This window comes from Rhodococcus tukisamuensis NBRC 100609 (genome assembly GCF_001894985.1).
In the GTDB taxonomy this organism is placed as follows: Bacteria; Actinomycetota; Actinomycetes; order Mycobacteriales; family Mycobacteriaceae; genus Rhodococcus_G; species Rhodococcus_G tukisamuensis.
In genome coordinates this window covers 12,457-28,549 of sequence record NZ_BCXG01000033.1, presented here as the reverse complement: position 1 = coordinate 28,549, position 16,093 = coordinate 12,457, and the positions used below count along the sequence as shown (strand labels likewise).

The 16,093-nt window shown below is 70.6% G+C and carries 14 protein-coding genes; 5 read left to right on the top strand and 9 right to left on the bottom strand.

The genetic code is table 11. The annotated features are described in order from the left end of the window. Position 1: 1 nt before the first annotated feature. The 4 genes from fdxA to RT2_RS22745 all read right to left on the bottom strand — a co-directional run bounded on the left by fdxA (position 2) and on the right by RT2_RS22745 (position 4,090). Complete coding sequence (gene fdxA / locus RT2_RS22760) at positions 2-325, bottom strand: ferredoxin (RefSeq protein WP_072847084.1); 324 nt, start codon at positions 323-325, stop codon at positions 2-4. Positions 326-463: 138 nt separating this feature from the next. Next, positions 464-1,240: a hypothetical protein gene (locus RT2_RS22755; RefSeq protein ID WP_072847083.1), complete on the bottom strand. Its 777-nt coding sequence runs from the start codon at positions 1,238-1,240 to the stop codon at positions 464-466. Further along, positions 1,237-3,795 carry a bifunctional FO biosynthesis protein CofGH gene (locus tag RT2_RS22750; RefSeq protein WP_072847107.1) on the bottom strand — a complete coding sequence of 853 codons (2,559 nt, stop codon included), beginning with the start codon at positions 3,793-3,795 and terminating at the stop codon, positions 1,237-1,239. The genes RT2_RS22755 and RT2_RS22750 overlap by 4 nt, the downstream gene beginning before the upstream one ends. A 109-nt stretch (positions 3,796-3,904) precedes the next feature. Next, positions 3,905-4,090: an Rv3202a family protein gene (locus RT2_RS22745; RefSeq protein WP_072847082.1), complete on the bottom strand. Its 186-nt coding sequence runs from the start codon at positions 4,088-4,090 to the stop codon at positions 3,905-3,907. A gap of 156 nt (positions 4,091-4,246) precedes the next feature. On the opposite strand from RT2_RS22745, the gene RT2_RS22740 reads away from it, so the two are divergent. The 5 genes from RT2_RS22740 (at position 4,247) to RT2_RS22720 (ending at position 11,158) form a co-directional block, all read left to right on the top strand. Beyond that, positions 4,247-4,726 (top strand): PH domain-containing protein, encoded by a 480-nt coding sequence (locus RT2_RS22740; protein WP_174556746.1) that lies wholly within the window; start codon positions 4,247-4,249, stop codon positions 4,724-4,726. Beyond that, positions 4,723-6,309 carry a PH domain-containing protein gene (locus tag RT2_RS22735; RefSeq protein ID WP_072847080.1) on the top strand — a complete coding sequence of 529 codons (1,587 nt, stop codon included), beginning with the start codon at positions 4,723-4,725 and terminating at the stop codon, positions 6,307-6,309. The genes RT2_RS22740 and RT2_RS22735 overlap by 4 nt, the downstream gene beginning before the upstream one ends. Positions 6,310-6,424: 115 nt before the next feature. Beyond that, the gene (locus tag RT2_RS22730; protein WP_169888513.1) at positions 6,425-7,366 is read left to right on the top strand and encodes an esterase/lipase family protein; all 942 of its coding nucleotides are present in this window, start codon (positions 6,425-6,427) and stop codon (positions 7,364-7,366) included. A gap of 82 nt (positions 7,367-7,448) precedes the next feature. Beyond that, a complete protein-coding gene (locus RT2_RS22725; protein WP_072847078.1) occupies positions 7,449-10,448 on the top strand; it encodes an alpha-mannosidase in 3,000 nt (999 codons plus the stop codon). A 20-nt stretch (positions 10,449-10,468) separates the two neighbouring features. Further along, a complete protein-coding gene (locus RT2_RS22720; protein WP_072847106.1) occupies positions 10,469-11,158 on the top strand; it encodes a uracil-DNA glycosylase in 690 nt (229 codons plus the stop codon). Here the strand turns inward: RT2_RS22720 and RT2_RS22715 are convergent. From RT2_RS22715 to RT2_RS22700, 5 genes are all read right to left on the bottom strand, one after another. Further along, positions 11,155-12,504, bottom strand: coding sequence for a YncE family protein (locus RT2_RS22715; RefSeq protein WP_245709553.1), 1,350 nt, complete (start codon positions 12,502-12,504; stop codon positions 11,155-11,157). The genes RT2_RS22720 and RT2_RS22715 overlap by 4 nt on opposite strands. A gap of 100 nt (positions 12,505-12,604) precedes the next feature. After that, a complete protein-coding gene (locus RT2_RS22710; protein ID WP_072847077.1) occupies positions 12,605-13,021 on the bottom strand; it encodes a hypothetical protein in 417 nt (138 codons plus the stop codon). A 22-nt stretch (positions 13,022-13,043) separates the two neighbouring features. Then, the gene (locus RT2_RS26075; RefSeq protein WP_169888510.1) at positions 13,044-13,199 is read right to left on the bottom strand and encodes a hypothetical protein; all 156 of its coding nucleotides are present in this window, start codon (positions 13,197-13,199) and stop codon (positions 13,044-13,046) included. 101 nt (positions 13,200-13,300) lie between these two features. Beyond that, positions 13,301-14,194: an N-acetyl-1-D-myo-inositol-2-amino-2-deoxy-alpha-D-glucopyranoside deacetylase gene (mshB, locus tag RT2_RS26165; protein WP_217635632.1), complete on the bottom strand. Its 894-nt coding sequence runs from the start codon at positions 14,192-14,194 to the stop codon at positions 13,301-13,303. Further along, on the bottom strand, positions 14,194-16,011 hold the full coding sequence (locus RT2_RS22700) for an ABC transporter family substrate-binding protein (RefSeq protein WP_072847104.1): 1,818 nt from the start codon (positions 16,009-16,011) through the stop codon (positions 14,194-14,196). The genes mshB and RT2_RS22700 overlap by 1 nt, the downstream gene beginning before the upstream one ends. Positions 16,012-16,093: the final 82 nt, after the last annotated feature.

The window sequence follows — 16,093 nt, the reverse complement described above, 5'->3', positions numbered from 1 at the left end:
TTTAGTCCTCGCCCATGGGCGGAAGTGCCTTGATGAACGGCGGGTCGTAGTCGACCTTGCCCAGCTTGGCGGCGCCGCCCGGCGACCCCAACTCCACGAAGAAGTCGACGTTCGCGCTGACGTAGTCGTTCCACTGGTCCGGGACGTCGTCCTCGTAGAAGATCGCCTCGACAGGGCAGACCGGCTCACAGGCGCCGCAGTCCACGCACTCGTCGGGGTGGATGTAGAGCATCCGGCCGCCCTCGTAAATACAGTCGACAGGGCATTCCTCGATGCAGGCCTTGTCAAGCACATCTACGCACGGTTCAGCAATCGTGTAGGGCACTGCCGCTCCCCTTGCCTTTCTCCACGGACCGGATGTTCTGGGCGTGTTCAAGCTACGAAACGCCCAGGGCCTCCTAGTATCACCCTTCCTCGCGACCAACGCCCGCGCAGGGTGCCCTCAGCACACGGGTCCCCGACCTCAGACGGTGCTGCCCCTGCGCTCGATGGCGTCCACCGCACCGCGGACCGTGTGCCCGTCGACCCACCGCATGGCCATCACCGCCGCCTCCACCAGTGCGCCCCGTTCGCCCAGGTAGTCGGCGACCGCACCGACGAACGGCACGCGGCCGAGCACCTGGTACGGCCGGGCCGGCAGCGGCCGCTTGTGCAGTTCGTCGGGGATCGCCCGCAGCGTCCGCGCCGTGTTCCACATGCCACCGAGCATCGCGAACGGCTTCCAACCGTCGCGCGCCGGAGCATCCTCGTGCGGGTTCGTCAGCTCGGTTCGGGCGTCGGTCTCGCGCTGGCACAGCACGGAGGCCAGCAGGTCGACCTGCGCGCTGCGCTCGGTCACCCCCAGCTCCCGCGCGACGGCGATCAGCACCAGCGCCTGGTTGGCGAACCCCAACAGGTCCTGCAGCGGCAGCCGCTTCGCGATCGGACCGAGCACGCCGGGGAAGGCGACCACGATGGTGTTGACCAGGCCGAGCCGGGTCAGCCACCAGCGGGCCCGGCGCTCGTCGCTGGCCCGCTCCCAGGCCGCGGTGCCCGGCACCTGCGCCACGTCGAGCAGCCACGCCGCCGCGTCCAGCGCCTTCTCGGCTGCGTTCCGCTGCTCCGCGTTCGGCCGGAACGTGCGGGCCTTGATGCCGAACGGGTCGGACGCGACCAGGTCGAGCACCGGATTGATCCCCCAGGCGGCACGGTCGAGGACCGCCACCACCCGCTCGTTGCCGATCCGGTCCTTGGCGGTCACCGGACACTCACCCGGTCCGCGTACTTGGTGGTGCGTTCGCGGGCCGGACGGCCGATGCCCTCGGCGATCGCGCGCAGTTCGGCCACGGTCTTCTCCGACCCGTGCTGCGAGCCGGCCATCCGCGAAATGGTCTCCTCCATCAACGTCCCTCCCAAGTCGTTGGCGCCACCCTGCAACATCGCCTGCGTACCTTCCGTACCCAGCTTGACCCAACTGGTCTGGATATTGTGGATCCGGCCGTGCAACATCACCCGCGCCAACGCGTGCGCGGCCCGGTTGTCGCGCCGCGTCGGGCCCGGCCGGGAGGCGCCCGCCAGGTACAGCGGCGAACTCTGGTGCACGAACGGCAGCAGCACGAACTCGGTGAACCCGCCGGTCCGGTCCTGGATACCGCGGAGCACGTTCAGGTGGCCCACCCAGTGCCGCGGCTGGTCGACGTGGCCGTACATCATCGTCGAACTCGATCGCAGCCCCACCTCGTGCGCCGTGGTGACCACGTCCACCCAGGTGCTCGTCGGCAGCTTGCCCTTCGTGAGCACCCACCGGACCTCGTCGTCGAGGATCTCGGCCGCGGTGCCGGGGATGGAGTCGAGTCCGGCCTCGCGCAGGTCGGTCAGCCAGTCCCGGACGCTCTGGCCGCCCCGCGAGGCGCCGTTGACGATCTCCATCGGACTGAAGGCGTGCACGTGCATCGACGGCACCCGGGCCTTGATCGCGCGCACCAGGTCCGCGTAACCGGTGACCGGCAGTTCCGGGTCGATGCCGCCCTGCATGCAGATCTCGGTGGCCCCGGCGACGTGCGCCTCCCACGCCCGGTCCGCAACCTCGTCGGTCGACAGGGTGAAGGCGTCGGCGTCGCCCTTGCGCTGCGCGAACGCGCAGAACCGGCAGCCGGTGTAGCAGATGTTGGTGAAGTTGATGTTCCGGTTCACCACGTAGGTGACGTCGTCCCCGACCGCGTCCTTGCGCAGGTCGTCGGCCAGTGCCACCAGCGCCTCGAGCCCTACGCCGTCCGCATTGGCCAGCGCCACGTAGTCGTCGTCGGAGCAACCCGCCGGGTCGCGCTCGGCGTTGCGCAGCGCGGCCAGCACGTCGGTGTCCACCCGGGCCGGCGCGCTGAGTTCGAGGACCTGCTCCCGCACCGTCTCCCAGTCGCCGAAGGCACTGCCCAGGTCGCTGCGGGTCTCGGTGTTGCGGCCGTCGGTGTCGATCTCGGTGTTCAGGTCGACGCGCCCACTCGACTCCCAGGCCTCGTCGGGCTCCTGCCACGGCAGGCCCACCGGGACCGTGTCGGGCCGGGCCAGGCCGGTCTCCGGGTCCGCCAGCGCGTGCACGTGCGCGGCGATCCTCGGGTCGATCCACGGCGAACCGGCGAGCACGTACTGCGGCTGCGCGGCGGTGCGTTCGGTCAGCGTGAAACCGGCCTCGGCGGTGATCGCGGCCAGGTTGTCGAGGTTGGGCCACGGACGTTCCGGGTTGACGTGGTCCGGGGTGAGCGGGGAGACCCCGCCCCAGTCGTCCACGCCCGACGCGATCAGCGCCAGGCACTCCGCGGGTGAGACCAGGTTCGGCGGCGACTGGATGCGCATCCCCGGGCCGAGCACGAGCCGGGCCACGGCGATCGCCGCACGGAACTCCTCGATTCCGGCGTCGGGCGCCGACCGCATCGCGGTGTCGTCCTTGGCCAGGAAGTTCTGCACGATCACTTCCTGGATGTGACCGAAGGCCTTGTGCGACTTCCGGATCGCCATGATCGAGTCGGCCCGCTCGGCCATCGTCTCGCCGATGCCGACGAGGATCCCGGTTGTGAACGGCACCGAGAGCCGGCCCGCGTCCGTGAGCGTGCGCAGCCGGACCACGGGGTCCTTGTCCGGGCTGCCGTAGTGGCACTCGCCCTTGTCGGTGAACAGCCGGGTGGCGGTGGTCTCGAGCATCATGCCCATCGACGGCGCCACCGGCTTGAGCCGGTTGATCTCCTCCCAGCTGAGCACCCCCGGATTGAGGTGCGGCAGCAGGCCGGTCTCCTCCAGCACCCGGATCGACACGGCGCGCAGGTAGTCCAGTGTGGAGTCGTAGCCGCGGGCGTCGAGCCACTCCTGCGCCTCCGGCCAGCGCGCCTCCGGGCGGTCGCCGAGGGTGAACAGGGCCTCCTTGCAGCCCAGTTCGGCGCCCCGACGGGCGATGTCGAGGACCTCGTCGACCTCCAGGTACATGCCGTGCCCCTCGGCCCGGAGCTTGCCCGGCACCGTCACGAAGGTGCAGTAGTGGCACTTGTCGCGGCACAGCCGGGTCAGCGGGATGAAGACCTTGCGCGAGTAGGTGACGGTGCGGGGCCGGCCCGCGGCCTCGAGTCCGGCGTCTCGCACCCGTGCCGCGGAGGCGCACAGGTCGTCGAGGTCGGCGCCGCGCGCGTGCAGCAGCACCGTCGCCTCGTCGACGTTGAGGGTGGCACCGTCACGTGCTCGGCGTAGGGCCCTGCGCAGCGCGGACGCCGACGGCCGCTCCAGTCCGGCCGCCGGTCCGGGGCCGGAAGGCATCGCCGGGTCGGGGAGCATCGCGGAGGCGGGCAGTATCGCCGAGGCGATCGGGGCGTCGTCGTGGGATGTCACGCGTTCGATCATGCGCCATGACCCGAGACGACGGCCACTGTAGGTCTCGGCTCGATCAGCCGTGGGGGTACTCGTCCTCGTCGGGGACACTGCGCCGCTGCTCGGCGGCGTCGGCCTCGTTGACCTCGAGCGAGTCGGTGGAGTCACTCGTCTCGGGGTCCTCCGGCTCGTCCGGGGCGCCGGCCGGCGTCACCTGCTCGACACGGTCCGCCTCGGGGACGTCGGGCTCGAATCGGTCCATGTGGGTTCCCTTCCTCGCCTGCACCCAGGCTAGCCCTCCGCCCGGCGAGGGGACGGTTCCCGGAACAATCGTCGGGCGGGCACCGGCGACTGCGACACCGTCACCGGTTTTTGGCAGGCTGAGGGCGTGAGCACCCCACCGACCACCACCGTGACCATGGCCGACCCGCAGTGGCGGCCCAGCACCAGGGCACCGCTGCTGTGGGCGGTCAACGCCGCGCTGTTGTGGATCCCGATGTTCGTGGCGCAGCTGGTCTGGGCCGTGGTCGACGGCACCGCCACCAGCTGGCCGCACGTCGGCGTGTTCGCTGCGAGCGTGGTCGCCGCGGTTGCGCACGTCGCGGGCATGCCGCAGTGGCGCTACCGGGTGCACCGCTGGGAGATCAGCGACGACGCGGTCTACACCAAGACCGGCTGGTTCACCCAGGAACGCCGGATCGCCCCGATCTCGCGGATCCAGACGGTGGACACCGAACGCGGGCCGATCGACCGGATGCTGGGGTTGGCCACCGTGACCGTCACCACCGCCTCGTCCGCGGGCGCCGTGAAGATCACCGCGCTCGACGAGCGGGTCGCCGACGCCACCGTCGCGCGGCTCACCGAGATCGCCGGACGCAACGTCGGGGACGCGACATGAGCACCCCCGAGCCGGCGACCGCGCCGACCCGCACCCCGGCACCCGGTACCGCGCCCCCGGAGTCCTCGGGCGCGGCGGCGCTCGCGGCCGAGGAGGACCAGCCCTGGCTGCGCCTCGACAAGCGGATGCTGCTCGTCCACCCCGTCGACGAGGTCGTCAAACTTCTTCCCGTGCTGCTGATCTCGGTGGTGGTCGGCAGTCAGAGCGGAAACCACGCGTGGGGCCTGATCGCGGTCACGGTGCTCGTGCTGTTCGCGATCGCGCGGTGGTTCACCACCAGCTACCGGATCGGCCCGGTGCACGTACAGCTGCGCAGCGGCGTGTTCCAGAAAAAGCTGCTCTCGGTCCCCCGCAACAGGATCCGCTCGGTGGACGTGGAGGCCGGTCTGCTGCACCGGATCCTCGGCCTGGCGGTGGTGCGGATCGGCACCGGCCAACGGGCGGAGAAGACGGGCGACTCGGCAAAGTTCGAACTCAACGCGCTCGACGCCCGACTGGTCCCGGCGCTGCGTGAGGCCCTGCTGGCCCGCCGCACCGACGACGCCTCCGAGCCGGCGCCGACGGGCGAGCGGCCCGTGGTGCCGGCGACCGAGATCGCGCACTGGTCGCCGGCCTGGGTTCGGTACGCGCCGTTCTCGACGACCGGCGTGCTCACGATTGCCGCGATCGTGGGCGTCGCCTTCCAGTACGGTGTCGGCGCGCAGATCGCGGAGTCGTCGACGGTCTCGCACGGCATCGACTGGGCGCGCGGATTCGGCACGGCGGCCGTGGTGGTCGTTGGCCTGATCGTGCTGCTGACCGCGGCCAGTGCGCTGGCTTGCGTGCGCTACCTCGTCGCGTTCGGCAACCTCACGGTGACCGACGACCGGCACGTCCTGCATGTCAGCCACGGCCTGCTCCGGAGCCGGCAGACGACGCTGGACCGGGCGCGGTTGCGCGGCACCACGGTGCACCTGCCGCTGCTGCTGCGCCTGGCGCGCGGCGCCCGCCTCGATGCGATCATGACCGGCGTGTCCACCGAACGACAGCACTCGTCGATGCTGTTGCCGCAGGCGCCGCGCGCGGAGGCCGAGCGGGTGAACGCCGTGGTGCTGCGCGAGCACGGCTTCCCCGTCGACGTCGCGACGCCGCTGACGGCACACGGCCCGGCCGCCCGCCGTCGCCGCTACAGCCGGGCGTTGCTGCCGGTGGCGGCGGTCGCGGCCGGTGTCGCGGCCGCGGCCGGGCTGGGTGTTCGGGTGCACTGGTCGGTGTGGGCGGTCCTCGCCACGGCCGCCGTTGCCGCCGCCGCGCTGGCCTGGGACCGCTACCGGGGCCTCGGACACGCCGCCCCCACCGGCTGGCTCGTCACCAGTAGCGGCTCACTCGACCGCGGCCGGCACAGCCTGGAGGCGGACGGCATCATCGGCTGGACGGTGCGGCAGAGCTTCTTCCAGCGCCGCGCCGGCGTGGCCACCGTGGTCGCGGCGACGCCCGCAGGCACCCGCCACTACGAGGTCCTCGACCTGCCGGCCGAGCGTGCCTGGGACCTCGTCGAGGCCGTCACGCCCGGCGCCGGCGACATCTGGATCCGCAGGACCTGACCGCGCGCGAATCGGCACGGACCGCGACATTCCCCTGCGCTTACCACGCCATCGGTGCTAGAGAGGACAGTTGCACCATATCGACTGTCCCACAATGATTATCAGGAGTTTCCACTTGACTACCCGACTCCGCGCGGCCACCACGAGTCTCGCGACCATCGCACTGCTGACCCTCGGCGCCACGCTCATGCCGACGGCGACCGCCTCCGCGCAGCTCGGCTCGTCCGGCTCCGCCGGTGGGGCCACCGACCCCAACGACTACAAATGCAAGTCGACGCAGCATGAGCGACCGGTCGTGCTGGTGCACGGCACCAACATGGACTGGCAGGGGACCTGGCCCGTACTGAAGACGGCACTCGAGGGCGACAATTACTGCACCTTCGTGTTCAACTACGGCGGAAGGACTGTCATCGACAAGGACGGCAAGCTCGCGACAGAGTGGGGAACCGGCCCGATCGAAGATTCGGCGAAGGAACTGAACACGTTCATCGAGAAGGTGCGCTCCGAAACCAAGTCCGCGCAGGTCGACGTCGTCGGCCATTCCCAGGGCGGCACGATGACGCGCCAGTACCTGCGGTTCCTGGGCGGTGCAGAGCGCCACACTGTCCACACGCTCGCCATGCTCGCACCGTCGACCCACGGGTCCGATCTCGATGGCAAGTTCCCCAACGAGGCCGCGACCAAGGCTGCCGGTTTGCCCGTGGCCTTTCAACAGCAAACCGTCGGGTCGAGCTTCCTGACCGCCCTCAATGCGGACAACAAGGAGACCTTCCCGGGGATCGAGTACACGGTCATCGCGTCGAACACCGACAAGATCATCACCCCGACCCCGCCCAAGGTCCCCACGAACCCCGCGTTCCTCATTCCCGCCCCCGGAACCGAGGGCTCGGTCCACAACATCACCGTGCAGGACGCGTGCAACGACCCGGGCCTCGAGATCAGTCACGCCGGCGAGTCGACCGCGGGAGATCCGACTGGCATGCTCAACCATCCGGCCCCGCTGTTCCTGGTTCGCAAGGCCCTCGACCCGACGCTCGCGGGCCCCGTCCCCTGCTAGAGCCGATCGCCGCGGTGGGCCCGGCAACCCGGGCCCACCGCGGGTAGCGTCGGAACGGTCGCCGCCGCCGAGGGAGGCCACGATGCACGACGACCGGCAGATCGTGGAGGACCGGCTGCGCCGGTTCGTGGACCAGAGACTCGGGCCCGCGCTGTACCGAGATTCCGTGCCCGCGACGCTCACGGCCTGGACGGTGCCCGGCGAGCCGGTGCCGTTCGCCGAGGCGGTGACGCAGGAGTTCACGCCCGTCGAGGTCGGGGCATGGTGGGGCCGTCCGTGGGGCACGGTGTGGCTGCACGTCACCGGGGCCGTCCCGCCGCACTGGCTCGACCGCCCGGGCCTTGCAGTGGAACTCGTGGTCGACCCCGGCTTCACCGGCGGTCCGGGGTTCAACGCCGAGGCCCTCGCCTACCGCCCCGACGGCACTGTGGTCAAGGCGATCTCTCCGATGAACGCCTACCTCCCGCTGGACCCGCGCGCCCCGCTCGACGTCTACCTCGAACTCGCAGCGAACCCGGACGTGGCCAACAGTTCCGGGTTCCAGCCCACCGCGCAGGGCGACCCCGACACTGCCGGGCGGGACCCGGTGTACCGGCTGCGTCGGGTAGACCTGGCGTTGCGCGACATCACCGTGTGGGAGCTGACGCAGGACATCGCGGTACTCGAAGGCCTGATGCACGCACTGCCGTTCGACCTGCCGCGCCGGCACGAGATCCTGCGTGCACTCGAGCGGATGCTCGACGGCGTCGACCCCGACGACCTCGCCGGCACCGCGGCCGCCGGCCGGGACCTGTTGCGGGAGGTCCTGTCCCGGCCCGCGTACGCCAGCGCACACAACCTGGTCGCGGTGGGACACGCGCACATCGACTCGGCCTGGCTGTGGCCGGTTCGCGAAACCGTCCGCAAGTGCGCGCGCACCTTCGCCAACGTGGTGGCGCTGATGGACGACCACCCGGGCTTCCGGTTCGCATGTTCGTCCGCGCAGCAGCTGGCCTGGGTCAAGGAGGGATACCCCGAACTGTTCGAGCGGATCCGCGAAAAGGTGGCTGCCGGCCAGTTCGTGCCCGTCGGCGGCATGTGGGTCGAGGCCGACACCAACATGCCGGGAGGGGAGGCGATGGCGCGGCAGTTCGTGGCGGGCAAGCGCTTCTTCCTCGACGAGTTCGGCGTCGACACCCCGGAGGTGTGGCTGCCGGACTCGTTCGGCTACTCGGCGGCGCTGCCGCAGTTGGTGGCCGCATCCGGGTCGCGGTACTTCCTCACCCAGAAGATCTCCTGGAACCAGAGCAACAGGATGCCGCACCACACCTTTCGCTGGGAGGGCATCGACGGCACCCGGGTGTTCACCCACTTCCCACCCGTGGACAAGTACAACTCGGACCTCTCCGGTCACGATCTCGGTCACGCGCAACGCAACTACCGCGAACAGGGCGTGGGCACCGTGTCACTGGTGCCGTTCGGCTGGGGCGACGGTGGCGGCGGGCCGACCCGCGAGATGCTTGCCGCTGCGGCGCGCACCCGCTCGTTGGAGGGCTCACCCACGGTGACGATCGACTCCCCCGTCAACTTCTTCCGCCGTGCCGAGGCCGAGTACCCGGCGCCGCCGGTGTGGTCCGGGGAGCTGTACTTGGAACTGCACCGGGGCACCTACACCTCGCAGGCAAAGACCAAGCGCGGCAACAGGAGAAGCGAGCACCTGCTGCGCGAGGCGGAACTTTGGGCGGCGACCGCCACCGTCCGGTCCGGCGCTCGATACCCGTACGGCGAGCTCGAGCAGATCTGGCGGCTGGTGCTGCTCCAGCAGTTCCACGACATCCTGCCGGGCAGCTCCATCGCCTGGGTTCACCGCGACGCCGAACGCAACTACGCGGCCGTGGCCGCCCGGCTCGAAGCCGTGATCGGCGCCGCGACGGCCTCCCTCACCGGCCCAGGCGAGAAATCCCTGACGCTGAACGCGACGCCGGACACCCGGTCCGGTGTGCCGGCTCTCGGCATCGGCGAACCCGACCACTCCGCCGAGCCGACCCGAGTCACCCGGCTCGGCGACAGTTTCGTCCTCGACAACGGGCTGCTTCGCGCGGTGATCTCGGCCGCCGGGCTGCTCACCTCCCTGGTCGACGCCGGCACCGGCCGCGAGGCACTGGCGCCTGACGGTGTCGGCAACCTGCTGCAACTGCACCGGGACACCCCGAACCAGTGGGACGCCTGGGACATCGACGAGTTCTACCGTCGAACGGTCACCGACCTGACGGACACCGACGAGGTGACCATCGACGGCGACGCCGTGGTGGTCCGACGCCATTTCGGCGGTTCCAGCGTGGTGCAGCGGCTCACGGTCCCGCCGGGCGGCCGGTCCCTCGAGATTGCCCACGAGATCGACTGGCACGAGAGGCAGAAGCTGCTCAAACTGGCCTTCCCATTCGATGTGCACGCCGACCGGAGCGCCGCCGAGACCCAGTTCGGGCACGTATTCCGGCCCACCCACTCGAATACCCCGTGGGATCGCGCGAAGTTCGAGATCTGCGCGCACCGGTGGGTGCACGTCGGAGAACCCGGATACGGCGTGGCGGTGGCGAACGACGCCACCTACGGACACGACGTCGGCCGCAACACCCGCGACGGCGGCGGCACCACCACCACGGTGCGCCTGTCCCTGCTGCGCGCACCGCTGTACCCGGACCCGCAGGCGGACCAAGGCCGGCATGCCATGACGGTCTCCGTGCTACCGGGCGCATCGATCGGCGACGCCGTCACGGAGGGCTACCGTGTCAACCTGCCGCCCCGAACCGTCAAGGGCGCCAATGCAGTCGCACCGCTCGTTCGGGTGTCGAACCCGGCCGTGGTGGTCGAGTCGGTCAAGCTCGCCGAGGACCGCAGCGGCGACGTGGTCGTGCGACTCTACGAGTCGACCGGCGCACGGTCCGTCGCACGGGTGACGCTGGACTTCCCGCACACCGGCACCCGGTTCGTCGACCTGCTCGAACGGCCACTGGACCCGCCACCCGACTGCACGGCCGACCACGGTTCACCGGTGTTGACGCTGCGCCCGTTCCAATTGGTGACCGTGCGGGTGCAGCGGTGACGTTCCCGACGCTCGACGAGATGGACGCCGCGCTGATCGACTGCCGGCTCTGCCCCCGCCTGGTGGCCTGGCGCGAGCGGGTGGCGCACGAGAAGCGGGCCGCGTTCCGCGACGAGACCTACTGGGGACGACCGGTTCCCGGCTTCGGACCGACGGATGCCGCACTGCTGGTCGTCGGGCTGGCACCGGCCGCGCACGGCGCCAACCGCACCGGACGGATGTTCACCGGCGACCGCAGCGGCGAGGTGCTGTACGCGGCGATGCATGCCGTGGGCCTGGCCAGCCAGCCGACCGCCACCCACATCGGGGACGGCCTGACGCTGCGCGGCACCCGGATCACCGCACCGGTGCACTGCGCGCCGCCCGCGAATAAGCCGACCACCCTCGAACGGGACACCTGCCGCCGCTGGCTCGACGAGGAACTGCGACTGCTGACGCCGACGCTGCGAGCGGTGCTGGTGTTGGGCGGTTTCGGTTGGCAGACACTGCTTCCCACGCTGCGGGCGGCCGGCTGGGCGGTGCCCGTCCCGAGACCGAAGTTCGGGCACGGGGCGCACGTGAGGCTTGAACCGGAGACACCCGGGCGAGAACCGCTGCACGTGTTCGGCTGCTACCACGTCAGCCAGCAGAACACCTTCACCGGACGGCTCACCCCCGCCATGCTCGAGGCGGTGCTCACCGACGCCGGACGCACCGCCGGACTGCTCTAGGACCCGGCACTCCCGGTATCAAGGCTCCCGGTATCAAGGCTCCCGGCCCCGAGGCTCCCGGTGCCCCCGACGTCGGGGGTACCGGCCCAACCGGCGGGGACGTGCCCGATGCGTACCCGCTGCGGGTGATCGCCCACGGCCACGGTCGCCACCTTCTGCCCGGTCGCGAAGTCGATCGCGCTGACCGAATCGCTGGCGCTCTCGGAGATGACGCAGTGCGTTCCGTCTCCGTTGACCGTGGCCCAGTAGGGCTTTGCCGCCGGAACAGTCGGGGACTCCTGCAGGGTGACCGTGTCGACAATGGTCACGTAGTCGTCCATCGTCCCGGCGATGCACAGCTTGCCGCCGTCGGGACTGATGGACATGCCGTGGTGGCGTGAGTCGTTGACCCAGGTGGTCCGGTCCGGATTGGTGTCCGGGTTCTTCGGAAGTTCCTTGACCCGGGTGATCTTGTCAGTCGCAACGTCGTACTCGACGAAGCCGTTGAAGAAGGACACCTGGAAGTACAGCTTGCTCTCGTCCGGACTGAATGCCACGGGCCGCACCGAGTCCGAGAGATCTTGGCGGCCAAAGGCGTCCAGTCGATCGCGCATGTCGATCACCCTGACCGTCTGGAAGGTCTGGGCATCGACCACGGTGATCCTGCGGTCGCCCTTCGTCGAGTCCTGCGACGGGTCGTCCGTCCCGGTGTTCACCTCGCCGATGGACATGTTCCACAGGTAGCGGCCGCCGTCGGTGAAGACATTCTCGTGCGGCTTGTCCCCGGTCTTGAACGACCCGACCTGTGCACCGGTGCGAATGTCGAGCACATGCACCGTGTTGCTGGTGGACGCGGAGACGGCGACCCGGCTGCCGTCCGGCGAGACCGCCATGTGGTCCGCGCGGAATCCGGACACCGGGAAGCGCCAGTTGATCTTTCCGCTGGCCAGGTCGATCGAGACCACGTCGGCGAAACTTGGCCGGGACGCCACCACCGCGGACCCGTCCGGGGTGGTGTACATGTCGTCGACGAACTGGTCGTGGCCCTCGCCGGCGGTCAGTCGCACCCCGAGGAAGAAGGCCAGCTTGACCGGGTCGAGGTAGATCTCCCCGAGTCGCTCCTGCTTGTCCGGAATGATGTTCACCCGCCCGACCTTGGCGTAGTTTCCGGTCGACTCGATGACATCCGCGGTGCCGTCCCAGTTGTTGCCGACGAAGAGCACCTCGGCGAGTCCGGCCGCGGGCTGCGCGACGGCGGGTCCCGCGCCGGTGCCGACCACGAAGGTGGCGGCGACGGCGGTGACCGTTGCGGCCGTGGCCCAGCCCTTCCGGCGGCCGCGGGTCATCCTGCTCGATGCCTCGATCACGTGTCTGCTCCAGTCGTCGCGCTGCCTCGGTCGACCGGACGCTAGCAGCCGTCCGTCCGCAACCAGCGGCAATCGGCGAATCGAACCCCGGAGGTACGAACTAGCTCGGGCGGGCCGATGTACCGCGCGCGACCGCCGCGTCCGAGGCGAACTTCAGCAGCAGCAACCCTGCGGGCACCAGCCCGCAGACCAGCAGCAGCAGGGTGCGCCAGTCCGCGAGCAGCAGTCCGTCCCCGCCGGGCCCGGACATGCACAGCACGATCCCCACGAACCAGCCGATCACCGGCAGCGCCATCCGCGACGTCCGGTCGGTGACGGTCCGCGCACCCAGCACCAGCAGCACATTGACCACCCCGGCGACCAACACGCTGACCGGGAACGGCACGGTACCGAGCCGGACGGGCAGGAACAGGACGGCAAGCACGGCGGTGAGGACGCCGTCGAACACCAGCAGCGCGAGGATCGCGGAGTCGAGGATTCCGGGCGCGGTGTGGGCTGGTCGAACGCTGGCCGTCATACGACGATCGTAGGCGGCGTGGTCAGTCGACCGGCGGGTAGCCGAGCATGGTGAGCAGGTGGCTCTGCATGTCGACGAACGAGTACAGCCCGTTCATGTACATGTCGTGGTAGAGCTGCGCATTCGGCCGGAGGGAGTCGACGAACGCCACGATCGAGTTCTGCAGGTCCCAGTTCACTGTCGGGTTCCTCCCTGGCTGCCACACCGCCACCCATGTGACGTACCGCACACCCTATGCCGTCGGGGGCGCGCTGTCGCCACCCCGACGGCCGTGCGGGGTCAGCCGACCGGGACGCCGGCGAACAGGTCGTGTTCGCGGCCGTCCGCGCCGACCGGGCCGAGCTCACCCCGGGCCAGGGTGAAGTGTTCCTCGCCGAGGATCGGCAGCGCGATGTTGTTCGACAGCGCATATTCGGGGCCGAGGTCGGAGACGGAGACCTGGGTGGCGTGGGCGGCCAGCGCCGCCCGCTTGGCGGCCAGTACCCCCGTCACGTCCACCGCGGTGGTCACCGTCTCGTCGGCGACACAGGCCCGCTCCCCGGGCTCCGGCAGGCGCCAGGTCTGCGGCAGCTCCCCGATGGCGCAGATCCCGTTCTCGAGCGCGGCGTGCTCGGTGACGGTCCAGTACAGCTTCGCCACCTCCCAGGGTGCGCCCGCGTCCGGGTGGGCGCCGGTGCCCGCGGCCTCGACGGCGGCGGTGACCAGCCGGTGTGCCTGGACATGGTCGGGGTGCCCGTACCCGCCGTTCGGGTCGTAGCAGACCACCACCTGGGGCCGTAGCTCCCGGATCACCGACACCAGTGCGGCGACCACCTCGTCGCGGTCGGCGTTGACGAACCCCCGGGGGTTCTCCGCGGACGGCGTGCCCGCCATGCCGGAGTCACGCCAGCGCCCGGCTCCCCCGAGGAAGCGCGGACCCGCGGCCCCGAGCTCGGCCAGCGCGGCGGTGAGTTCGTGGATCCGGTAGCCGCCGAGCTGGTCGGCGCGGTGGGCCACCAGCTCCGCCCACTCGTCGCCGATCACCTCGCCCTCTTCGCCGAGGGTGCAGGTCAGCACGGTCACCTCGGCACCCTCGGCGGCGTAGCGCGCGATGGTGCCGCCGGTGGTGATGGTCTCGTCGTCCGGGTGCGCGTGCACCAGCAGCAGCCGTCGGGCATTTTCGTTGCGCGCCATCACTTCTGCTTCCTCGACCAGTGGGCGGAGTCGGCGAAGATGCCGACCTGGATCGGACCGACCAGGGAGACGCCCTCCACGTCCGGGCCGGCGGCGACCACGGTGGTGTCCTGCAGCACCGGCAGCACCGCGGCGAGGTCCCACAGCCGGGGCTCGGCCTGGGCGATCACGTGGGCGACGTCCGCGGTGCCGCGCAGCGCGTCGTCGATGCCGACCTGCAGCGCCGGGTCACACAGCCCGGACAGGTTGCTCGGCCCCGTCCCCGGCGTGGACTCGTCTGTGCCGGTGGGCGTTTCGTCGCCGTCGGGCGACACCGTGGTCGGCACCCCGGGCGGCGGGCAGCTGAACCGCGAGGCCAGCGACGTCGCCGGGTCCGATCCAGCGCGAACCCAGCCGACGATCGCGTCGACCTGTCCGCTCAGCACCGCGCGGCCGTACAGCTCGTCGGCCCGTAGCGTATTCACCGTCACCTCGACACCCGCGCCACGGAGCTGGTCGGCGGCGGTGTTCGCGACCGCGATGGCGCTGTCGTCGTTCTCCGGCGCACCGATGACGATCCCGAACTGCTTGCCGTCCTTCATCATCCGACCCAGGGTGCGCTGCGCCGGGTCGTCGACGGCCGGGACAGCGGGCTCGTACAGGTAGCCGGCCTCGGCGAGCAGAGCCAGCGACTGCTCGGGCGTCCTGCGCGGCGGCGCGGTCGGCGCGTAGCCCGGGTCGGACGGCGCCAGCACCTGGGCACGGACCACCGTGGCGTCCGCCCCGTCGGGAGTGCCGACGCGGGCCAGCAGCTCGGGGTCGAGCAGGCCGAGCAGGCCGCTGCGGACACGCGGGTCCGCCAGCGCCGGTACCCGGCCGTTGAGAGTCAGTTCGAGGACCCGCGGCTGGAAGGTGGTGGCGGCACGGACCTTCGGGATCGCGGCCAGCTGGGACTGCAGGGGTGCCGCGCCCCGAACCTCGGCCACCTGGGCGTCGCCGGACCGCATCGAGTCGGCCAGTTGCGAATTCGAACCGCCGCGGCGCATCAGGATCCGGTCGGCGACTGCCGGCTGCCCCCAGAACCTGTCGTTGCGCTCGAGCAGGATCTCGTCGCGGCCGCGATCGATGGACTTGATGTGGAAGGACCCGCCGGAGACGGGGATGTTCTCCGCCAGGCCGCGGGCGAACCCACCCGGGGTGTCCTTCACCAGGTGCGACGGCAGCAGGTCGGTGAACAGTTCGCGCCACGCCGGGTAGGGCGAACGCATGGTGACGGTGACGGTCTTGCCGCCCTCCGACGAACCGATGTCGTCGATCAGGGCGTATCCGGCCGGGTCGACAACCCCGGGCTGGCTGGTCATCTGCTGCCACAGGTAACGGAAGTCCTCGGCCGCGATGGGCGCGCTGTCGGACCACTGGGCCTCGTTGCGGAGCCGGTAGGTGACGGTGAACGGCTGCTGCGCGGTGACGTCCGCGGAGATCAGCAGGGACTGGTCGGGAACCCAGTCGGTGCCGCCGGGATGTCCGGGGGTGGGCACCGGGCGGAACGGGCTCGGCAGCACCATCGAGGTCACCGCGGAGGTCACCGGCGACTGGTCGGAGAGCAGGTGCGGGTTGAAGCCGAGTCCCACGTCGTCGATCGCCACCACGACGGTGTTCTTGGTGGTGACGGTGGTGGTCGGCTTGGGGCTGCCGGTGCTCTCCACCGGTGGCGGCGGATTCGCGGTGCAGCCGGCCAGGGTCAGACCGGCGACCAGGGCACCGGCGATCGGCAGGATCCGCCGGTCACGGCGGAGCGACCAGGTTGCGCCGGGGCGGAGCCCGCGGAGCGACCACATTGCGCCGGAGCGGAGCCTGCGGAGCGACCACATTGCGCCGCGTCGTCCTGCTCGGTGCACTCGACCGTCCCTTCGTTTGCGG